At 64.0% G+C, this 8,095-nt stretch carries 9 protein-coding genes; 8 read left to right on the forward strand and 1 reads right to left on the reverse strand.

Annotation, left to right across the window (positions count from 1 at the left end; all coding sequences use genetic code 11):
- The first annotated feature begins 277 nt into the window (after nucleotides 1-277).
- Nucleotides 278-655, forward strand: coding sequence for a thioesterase family protein (locus ABW137_RS35950; RefSeq protein WP_526407766.1), 378 nt, complete (start codon nucleotides 278-280; stop codon nucleotides 653-655).
- Nucleotides 656-739: 84 nt separating this feature from the next.
- On the opposite strand, the gene ABW137_RS35955 is transcribed toward ABW137_RS35950, so the two are convergent.
- Nucleotides 740-1,384, reverse strand: coding sequence for a GntR family transcriptional regulator (locus tag ABW137_RS35955; RefSeq protein WP_526407768.1), 645 nt, complete (start codon nucleotides 1,382-1,384; stop codon nucleotides 740-742).
- A 227-nt stretch (nucleotides 1,385-1,611) separates the two neighbouring features.
- On the opposite strand from ABW137_RS35955, the gene ABW137_RS35960 reads away from it, so the two are divergent.
- From ABW137_RS35960 to ABW137_RS35990, 7 genes are all read left to right on the forward strand, one after another.
- Entirely contained in the window at nucleotides 1,612-3,201 is a 1,590-nt protein-coding gene (locus tag ABW137_RS35960) for a class I adenylate-forming enzyme family protein (protein ID WP_526407770.1), read from the forward strand.
- Nucleotides 3,198-3,995: an enoyl-CoA hydratase/isomerase family protein gene (locus tag ABW137_RS35965; RefSeq protein WP_526407772.1), complete on the forward strand. Its 798-nt coding sequence runs from the start codon at nucleotides 3,198-3,200 to the stop codon at nucleotides 3,993-3,995. The genes ABW137_RS35960 and ABW137_RS35965 overlap by 4 nt, the downstream gene beginning before the upstream one ends.
- A gap of 222 nt (nucleotides 3,996-4,217) precedes the next feature.
- Nucleotides 4,218-4,910, forward strand: coding sequence for an HAD family hydrolase (locus tag ABW137_RS35970; RefSeq protein WP_526407774.1), 693 nt, complete (start codon nucleotides 4,218-4,220; stop codon nucleotides 4,908-4,910).
- The gene (locus ABW137_RS35975) at nucleotides 4,907-5,752 is read left to right on the forward strand and encodes an amino acid ABC transporter ATP-binding protein (RefSeq protein ID WP_526407776.1); all 846 of its coding nucleotides are present in this window, start codon (nucleotides 4,907-4,909) and stop codon (nucleotides 5,750-5,752) included. Before ABW137_RS35970 ends, ABW137_RS35975 begins: the two co-directional genes overlap by 4 nt.
- The gene (locus tag ABW137_RS35980; RefSeq protein WP_526407778.1) at nucleotides 5,749-6,402 is read left to right on the forward strand and encodes an amino acid ABC transporter permease; all 654 of its coding nucleotides are present in this window, start codon (nucleotides 5,749-5,751) and stop codon (nucleotides 6,400-6,402) included. The genes ABW137_RS35975 and ABW137_RS35980 overlap by 4 nt, the downstream gene beginning before the upstream one ends.
- Entirely contained in the window at nucleotides 6,399-7,046 is a 648-nt protein-coding gene (locus ABW137_RS35985; protein ID WP_526407780.1) for an amino acid ABC transporter permease, read from the forward strand. Before ABW137_RS35980 ends, ABW137_RS35985 begins: the two co-directional genes overlap by 4 nt.
- 35 nt (nucleotides 7,047-7,081) lie before the next feature.
- Nucleotides 7,082-7,933 (forward strand): substrate-binding periplasmic protein, encoded by an 852-nt coding sequence (locus tag ABW137_RS35990; RefSeq protein WP_526407782.1) that lies wholly within the window; start codon nucleotides 7,082-7,084, stop codon nucleotides 7,931-7,933.
- The last annotated feature ends 162 nt before the right edge of the window (nucleotides 7,934-8,095 follow it).

Below are 8,095 nucleotides of genomic sequence, written 5' to 3' on the forward strand. Positions count from 1 at the left end.
TCACCGTCGGTGCCCACATCGCCGCGAAACTAGCAGGCTCCCGCCAGGGCAAGTCCAACGTCGCCGCGGTCCGCGAAGCCGCCCGGGTGCTGGCGGCCCAGAGATCCAACTAGACGGCACTCCCCGATCGGGCGCATGAAACTCTCAGTCCAGCAATCGATGTGGATGCGATCAGGGACCCGCTCGTCGAGGAGCTCGGCCGCGCTGAGCCCCGGCTTGACAGCCCCGGTGGATGCGGCCCGTTGACAGGTGCGTCACGCGACGGCATATTGATATTGTGTCAACAAACACCGCCACCCTGAGCCAAACCGTCGAACAACGCGATACGGCCGCAGCGTGGGGCCCCGAATTTCCTGCGGCAGCCTCGACCCCCTTCGTTCTGTCGCTCGCCGAGTTGGTCTGTCACGCGGTGCTTGCACCGGAACTGGCCGCCGACGAACTGACCGTCGGAGCAGGTGTGGAGATAGCCCACGACCGACCTTCGCCGGTTGGCGCGGTGTTGACGGCGCACGCCACACTCGTTGACCGACGGGGCCGGAAGGCGCGATTCACCGTGGAGGTGACCGATCAGCACGAGCAGGTCGTCGCCCGCATCGGACACACCCGTGCGGTGCTCAAGCGTGCTGTCATCGACGCCGCACTCGCGGGCCGCTGAGCCACCAGGACATACCGTCCCCGGGGCCGTCACCCTCCCGCGCTGCCTAGCCGTCAGTCGACGGACGTTGTCGAACTAGGTCTGCTAGCTGAACAGGGTGAGCAGTTCGGCCACGGCGTCCTCAAGGTGATAGCGCAGCGCTTGCTCACCCGCCACGGCATCACCACTGGTCAACGCCTCGAGAATCTCGCGGTGCTCGTGCCCTATTCGCCGCGGGTCTCCGTAGTGCTGCTGACTACCGGCCAGGACGAGCTGCAGCTCCGACGACATGGCGGTGAAAGCCTTCAATAGGCGCGGACTTTCGGCCGCGCGCACGACTTCGCGATGGAACGCCAGGTCGACCTCGATTGCTTCCGCCCACGGTTCTCCCCCGCCCATGGATTCGAGTTGGTCCACCATCTTGGCCGCCTCCGAGAACGTGGCCCCCCGGCTCATCGCCAACCGGGCGGCCTCGATTTCGAGGGCAGCCCGGAAGTGATAGAGGTCAGCGACGTCGGCGCGAGCGAGCGAGGGGACGAAGACGCCTCGATTCTGTTCATAGCGGAGCAGGCCTTCGTCGGTGAGCACCCGCAGTGCCCCCCGCAACGAGTAGCGGCCGACGCCGTAACTCTCCGCCAACGGCACCTCGTTGAGCTTGGCACCAGGGGCGAACTCGCCGGAGAGCACGCGCCGACGGATCGAGTTGACCAGGGCATCCACTGTCGTCACGCGACCCAACAGATCGTCCACCGGTCGACCGTTCCCGTCTTCGTCGTCCGCGTGAGGCATCCCCCCGCAGTTCGACGCATTGTATCAACGTCGACCGTGGCACGCGTTCGGGTCGACCCGGGCTGCTGCGTCCTTCATTACCGGTGTGACTCCGGCGCCCGGTGTGACTCCGGCACCGAGTGTGACTCCGGCATTGCACCCTTGACCTTCCCCCAAGTTTGTGTCAAATTGATATTGTGTCAACATCGATGAAGCCGGCTCCCCGCGTGGCGTCCCTCCCCGACCTGCCACGCATCTTTGACTACGTTGCCCACTGGACGAAGAGCGACCCCGACCGAGAACTGCTGACGCACGATGACATTCGACTGACCAGAGGCCAGGTCGAGGAACAGTCAGCGGCCCTGGCCCGAGCTTTTCTGGCCGCGGGGGTGCGCCGTGGCGATCGCATCGCGGTCTTGGGCAACCCAAGGCCGGAGTTCTATGTGTCCTTCGTCGCCGCCGCGCGGATCGGCGCGATCTGGCAGGGCCTCAATCCCAAGTACACCTCTGGCGAGCTCGACCACGTCGTCTCCGATTCCCAACCGCGGGTGCTCATGGGCCTTTCCGATGCGTACCGTGCGACACTCGAAAATCTCAGCGCAAGAATCGGTTTGGCCGTTCCGATCGTCACCGCTGGCGACACCTGGGAGAAGTTTCTGCGTGCGGGCGAGGTCGTGACGGCCGATCAATTGCGCCGGGCCGAAAGCGCAGTCGACAGCAGAGACCCCGCTGTGCTGGTCTACACCTCCGGCACGTCGGGACGGCCAAAGGGTGCACTCCTGCCACATCGCGGCCTGGTCGAGTGTTCGTCGATTCAAGCCGATCGTTGGTATGCCGAGCATCCTCGGATGCTGTGCGACCTCCCCATCAACCATGTCGGTTGCCTCGGGGACATCGTGAGCTCGGTCGTCGTCGCGGGCGGCACGGTGCACTTCATGGAGAAGTTCGACCGTAGCGGCGTGCTGGACGTCATCGCCCGCGAGCGGATCGAGTACTGGCTGGCAATCCCAACCATGTTCCTCTTGATCACCGCCACACCGGAATGGGCAACCGCCGATCTCTCGAGCGTGAAACGCGTGATCTGGGGAGGCGCTGCCGCCTCCCGTGAGCTGATCCTCGAGCTCCAGGAGCGAGTCCCGTTGGTCTGCACCAGCTTTGGCATGACCGAGACCGTCGGCTCGGTGACCTACACTGACGACGACGACGACATCGAGGCGTTGGCGAACACCGTCGGTCGACCCGATCCACGTTACGACGTAAGGATCGCGCGGCCCGACGGATCGCGCTGCGAGGTCGACGAAGAGGGTGAGGTTCAAGTCCGCGGTGACTTCGTCATGTTGGGCTACCTGAACCGCCCCGATGCCACGACGGCGGCGATCGATCTCGACGGCTGGCTCCATACCGGCGACGTCGGCAGACTTGATCACGACGGCCGCATCCGGCTGGCCGGTCGGCTGACCGAGATGTTCAAGTCTGGCGGGTACAACGTGTATCCCCGCGAGGTCGAACTGGCCTTGGAGGAACATCCAGACGTACAGTTCGCGGCCGTCATCGGCGTACCCGACGAACTCTATTCCGAGGTCGGTGTCGCCTTCGTCGTCCCGCGCGACGCCGTCACACCCTCCACCGACGAATTGCGCACCTTCCTGCGCATGCGGCTTGCGAATTACAAGATCCCCAAACGCTTCGAACTGCGCCCCGAGCTACCCCGACTCGCGATCGGCAAGGTCGACAAGCGAGCTCTCCGCGACATCGCCGCCGCGCCCGTCGTCACCACCCGCCCCCAAGGACGATCATGACGAGCCGGACCGAGACAAACCCAAGCGACACCGGCGAACTCATCACGGAGGGCGCGCCGAACGACCCCATCGTCATCCTCCGGCTCAACCGCCCGCACCGCCTCAATGCCCTCAATCCGACTCTGGTGGACGCCCTGGAGATTGCGCTCACCAAGACGGTGGACGAAGAACGCCGGGCCGTCATCCTCACCGGCACCGGGCGCGCGTTCTGTGCCGGCTTCGATCTCAAGGAGAACCGCCAAGACGGCGGCCTGGGACAAATCGAGGGGCAACAGCGCCTCGCCGACATCATCACCGCGCTACCCATTCCGGTCATCGCAGCCATCAACGGGCTTGCCGTCGGCGCTGGCTGCGAGATCGCACTCGCTTGCGACTTCGTGCTTGCCACCAACGCTTCTCGTTTCAGCCTTCCCGAGGTGCGCATTGGCACGGGCATGGGTGGAGGCACGTCCTTCCTCCTGACGGCCGCGGTCGGACGGATACGCGCTTCGCAATTCGTGCTGCTCGGTGAGGAGATCACGGCGACGCGGGCTGAAACGATCGGGCTGGTTGGCCAGGTCGTCGAACCAGAGCACTTGATGTCGACCGCCATGGAGCTCGCGACCAAGTTGGTGTCGCGTCCGGCCTACGCCAACGCCACCGTCAAGGCAGCCATCTTTCGCGGAGCCAACCAGACCTTCGGCGAGGCGCTCGACGCCGAGCTCGAGGAAGTGCGCGCCATTCACTTCCACCCCGACTCGGTCGCCATCATGGATCAGTTCCGACGGAACTCCACCTACGGCGAACGAACGTGACCGCTGCGGCGCCACGGGACGTGGGATCGGACCGGAAGACCTGCGGTGAGGATCGTAGACAAGAGGCCGCGATCGTAAGGCAAAGCCGTTCCCTTGACCCACTTTTCGCATACGAGGGTTGAGACTGCGGATTGACTTCGTGTCAATCATTGACGACTGGGCGACCTGTGAGTGACTTCGCAGCGAGCGTGACGATCATTTCCGAGTAGATAGGTGCACACCATGACGGACCGTTGGCTGACATTCGATTGTTACGGGACCATCATCGACTGGCGAACCGGTATGACCGCGGCCCTGGAGACCGTTGCACCAGGACGGTCGGCCGACCTGATCGACGCATACTTCCGGTTCGAGCCACAGGTCGAGGAGGAGTCGCCGTTCCGCAACTATCGCAGCGTGCTCGCCGAAGGCCTGCGCCGAGCCACCGCCGCACTCGACATCACCTTGGCGGACCACCAGTTCGGCATCCTGGGCGACAGCCTGCCCAGCTGGCAGGCATTTCCCGACAGTGTGGATGCGCTACATCGACTGCGCAACGCCGGCTACAAGCTGGGCATCCTGTCCAACACCGATGTCGAGTTGATCCGGGGCACCCTCAACGGACCTCTACCCGTCGAGTTCGATGACGTCATCGCCGCCGAGGAGGTAGGCAGTTACAAGCCGGGCGGTGGCCTATTCGACGAGTTCCTAGCCCGCCACACCCCCAAACCGAGCGACTGGATTCACGTCGGATGCAGTGTGTGGCACGACTGCGTACCAGCCCACCAGCGCGGTTTTCGCACGGTGTTCGTCCACCGGTCGGATAGCAGTGAGAACAACGACTGGACGCACATGACGACGGACGATGCTCAGTCCGTCACGCGCACGATCCCCGACCTGGCGTCCTTGCCTGACGCCCTGCAAGAGCTGTCATGAGTGCGCCGCCCGGGCCGACGAACGAATCCGTCGGACATCCCAAGGCCACCGCACTTCGCTCGAACCATTCCGCCGTGCCGCCTCGGCACCTGGAGCCGGCGATCGAGCTTCAGAACGTCGAGAAGCGCTTCGGTGAGCATCTCGTACTCAGCGATGTCTCGATGTCCGTGGGCTCAGGCCAGGTCTTCGCACTGATCGGGCCGAGCGGCGCGGGCAAGAGCACCCTCCTGCGCTGCATCAACCTGCTCGAACGACCCACCTCGGGCACCATCACGGTCGACGGTGTCAGGGTTCACGTCGAACACGAAGTCAAGTCCAAGGAATTGGCGATCCTGCGGTCCCGGGTGGGGATGGTGTTTCAATCGTTCAACCTGTTCCCGCACATGAGCGTTCTACGCAACATCGCGCTCCCGCAGCAACGGGTGCTCGGACGCAGCCGCGCTGAATCCGAAGAGCGCGCCGTCGCCTTGCTCGAACGAGTCGGATTGGCGGACAAGGCTAGTCAGTATCCCGGCCGGTGCTCAGGCGGCCAACAACAGCGCATCGCCATTGCGCGCGCCCTCGCACTCGACCCGAAGGTCATGCTCTTCGACGAACCCACCTCGGCGCTAGACCCCGAACTGGGTCTCGAGGTGCTCGCCGTGATGCGCGAATTGGCCGACGAGGGCATGACGATGGTCGTCGTCACCCACGAGATGCAATTCGCACGCGACGTCAGTGACCACCTGGTCGTCATGAACGACGGAGTGATCATCGAACACGGTGACCCACACCGGATCTTCGAGGACCCCAGCCAGGACCGCACCCGCCAGTTCTTACGAGCGGTCCTGGACCGAAAGTGACGGTCGACATCTGGGAGACCGTCGCCGGCGGAATCCTCATGACGATTCAACTGACCGCGTTCGGCTTCGCGATGGGTGCCGCACTCGGCCTACCCTTGCTGGCGCTCCGCATCGCCCCTTCGTGGATTCTCCGCTCGACGGCAAGGTCCTTCATCGAGATCACCCGTGGCGTGCCGCTGGTGGTGTGGCTCTTTCTGATCTACAACGGGACGACGCAGTTCGATCCTGCGCTGGGATCCATCTTCGCGTCGGAGCGCTCGGCGATCTTGGCCATCGGCCTTGTCTCGGCTGCGTACATGGCAGAGATCTACCGCGGGTCCCTCCGGGCGATCAAGCAAGGACAATTCGAGGCCGCCCGGGCACTGGGAATGTCCCAGCTGGACCTGGCGTCGCGCATCATCGGACCTCAGATGGTGAGAGTCGCGATCCCGGCGTCCGCCTCCTATGGCATCAACCTGCTGAAGGATTCCTCGCTCGCCTCCACCATCGGCGTCTTCGAGATCAGCTACTACGCCACCACCGCGTCGAGCACCACGACCTCCGTCACGCCGTTCTTCGTCGCAGGCCTCTACTACATCGCCCTGACCTTCCCGTCGGCATGGGTCGCGCGGCATCTCGAGGCGAGGATGTTGAAGGGGGTTGCCGCATGAGCGGCATTTGGAGCGACTGGTTGACCTACCACGATCGTCTACTCGGCGGCCTCTGGACGAGTCTGCGATTGACGTTCATGACGCTGCTTCTCGGCCTGCCTGCGGGTCTGCTTCTCGCCATCGCCGTCTCGTCTCCACGGCACCCACTTCGCCGCGCGGCGATAGTGATAGTCGAAATTGGCCGCGGCACACCAGCGTTGGTCTTACTCCAAATCGTCTACAACGGCATCCCGGTCACTCTCTCGGCTTTCATCTGCGCCTACCTCGCACTGGCATTCACGACCGCTGCCTACACCAGCGAGATCCTCCGTGGAGGCATTCAAGCGGTCCCCCTTGGCGAGGTCGAAGCGGGCCACGCACTGGGGATGAAGCGACGTCACATTTGGCGAGACGTGGTGATCCCCCAGGGCATCCGGATCGCGATACCGCCTCTCATGGGTTTCTGCATCCTCGTCTTCCAGGCCACGTCCTTGGCGTTCGTCATCGCGGTCCCGGAACTGACCTCGCAGGCGAAGTCCATTGCCAACAACACCTTCCACTACTTCAACCTGTTCCTTCTCGCGGGAGCCCTGTACGCGGTCATCGCCATCTCGGCCAGCGTGATGATCGAACGCGTCGAGACGACGCTCGGCCGACATCTATGACTTCGCCATCGCACATCCACCGAAGGGAAATCAACATGCACGACAAGATCGCAGGCGCGGCGGGTGTCCTCCTCACCCTGACCGCACTCACCGGCTGCGGCTCAGGATCCACCAATGAGACCACGGCACAGTCTGATTGCACACCGGCGCACTCTGGACTCAAGACGGTGACACCGGGTTCGCTGACCGCGGCGACGTTCAACTTTCCGCCGTTCCTCGTGGTCGACGGTACGGAGGTCTCCGGGGTCGAGGGCGAGGTTCTCGACAAGATCGCCGCCATGGAGTGCCTCACCCTGGTCTCGCAGCCGCTCGACACCGGTTCGGTCATCCCGGCAACTCAGAACGGCCGCACCGACGTGTCCGCCGGGAATTGGTACTGCACCGCAGCCCGCGCAAAGGTGGTGTCGCTGGCCGGTCCCGTGATCGGCGACCAGATCGTCCTCGTCTCCAAGGACGGTGCCGCGACGTTCGACGCATTACAGGGCAGATCCGTTGGCACCGTAGACGGCTACATGTGGAACGACGAGTTGGCGAAGCTGTACGGCGCTGATCTGAAGGTGTATCCGAATCCAGCGGGCGTGTACGGCGACCTCACGGCCGGGAGGCTGGACGCGGCAGTCGATTCCATCGGAACCGCGTCGTACGCCAAGGAGCAGAACAGCGCAGATTGGTCGATTCAACGCCCGGCTCCCGATCCTCGAGTGGCATCGAGTGAGGCTCCGGGCCAGGTCTGCTTCCCGGTGTCCACTAGCAACTCCGGATTGTTCAGGGCAATATCGGAGGACATCGTTGCACTTCGGCGCGACGGCACCATTGCTCGCATTCTGACCGACAACGGACTGGACCCATCCGCCGCCGACCCAGGCCCCCTGAACCTGATCGGCTAACTCGGCGGTGAAGCGCCCGCCACGGTGACCGACGTCGCCGAGACCCCTTGGCTTGGTCGACGTCGGAACGCTATTGCGCGAGAAGCTTTGCCACGCCGTACTCGAATCGTTCGTCGAAGGATTCTTCGGTGAGGAAGGCCAGCACGCGCTGCAGCGCGGGTC

Source organism: Mycobacterium sp. (genome assembly GCF_040509115.1).
Taxonomy (GTDB): Bacteria; Actinomycetota; Actinomycetes; order Mycobacteriales; family Mycobacteriaceae; genus Mycobacterium.

What these genes read in the sequence shown, in the direction of transcription:
- ABW137_RS35960 (WP_526407770.1), top strand. Translation starts at nt 1,612, where the DNA reads ATGAAGCCGGCTCCCCGCGTGGCGTCCCTCCCCGACCTGCCACGCATC.
- ABW137_RS35965 (WP_526407772.1), top strand. Translation starts at nt 3,198, where the DNA reads ATGACGAGCCGGACCGAGACAAACCCAAGCGACACCGGCGAACTCATC.
- ABW137_RS35970 (WP_526407774.1), top strand. Translation starts at nt 4,218, where the DNA reads ATGACGGACCGTTGGCTGACATTCGATTGTTACGGGACCATCATCGAC.
- ABW137_RS35975 (WP_526407776.1), top strand. Translation starts at nt 4,907, where the DNA reads ATGAGTGCGCCGCCCGGGCCGACGAACGAATCCGTCGGACATCCCAAG.
- ABW137_RS35985 (WP_526407780.1), top strand. Translation starts at nt 6,399, where the DNA reads ATGAGCGGCATTTGGAGCGACTGGTTGACCTACCACGATCGTCTACTC.
- ABW137_RS35990 (WP_526407782.1), top strand. Translation starts at nt 7,082, where the DNA reads ATGCACGACAAGATCGCAGGCGCGGCGGGTGTCCTCCTCACCCTGACC.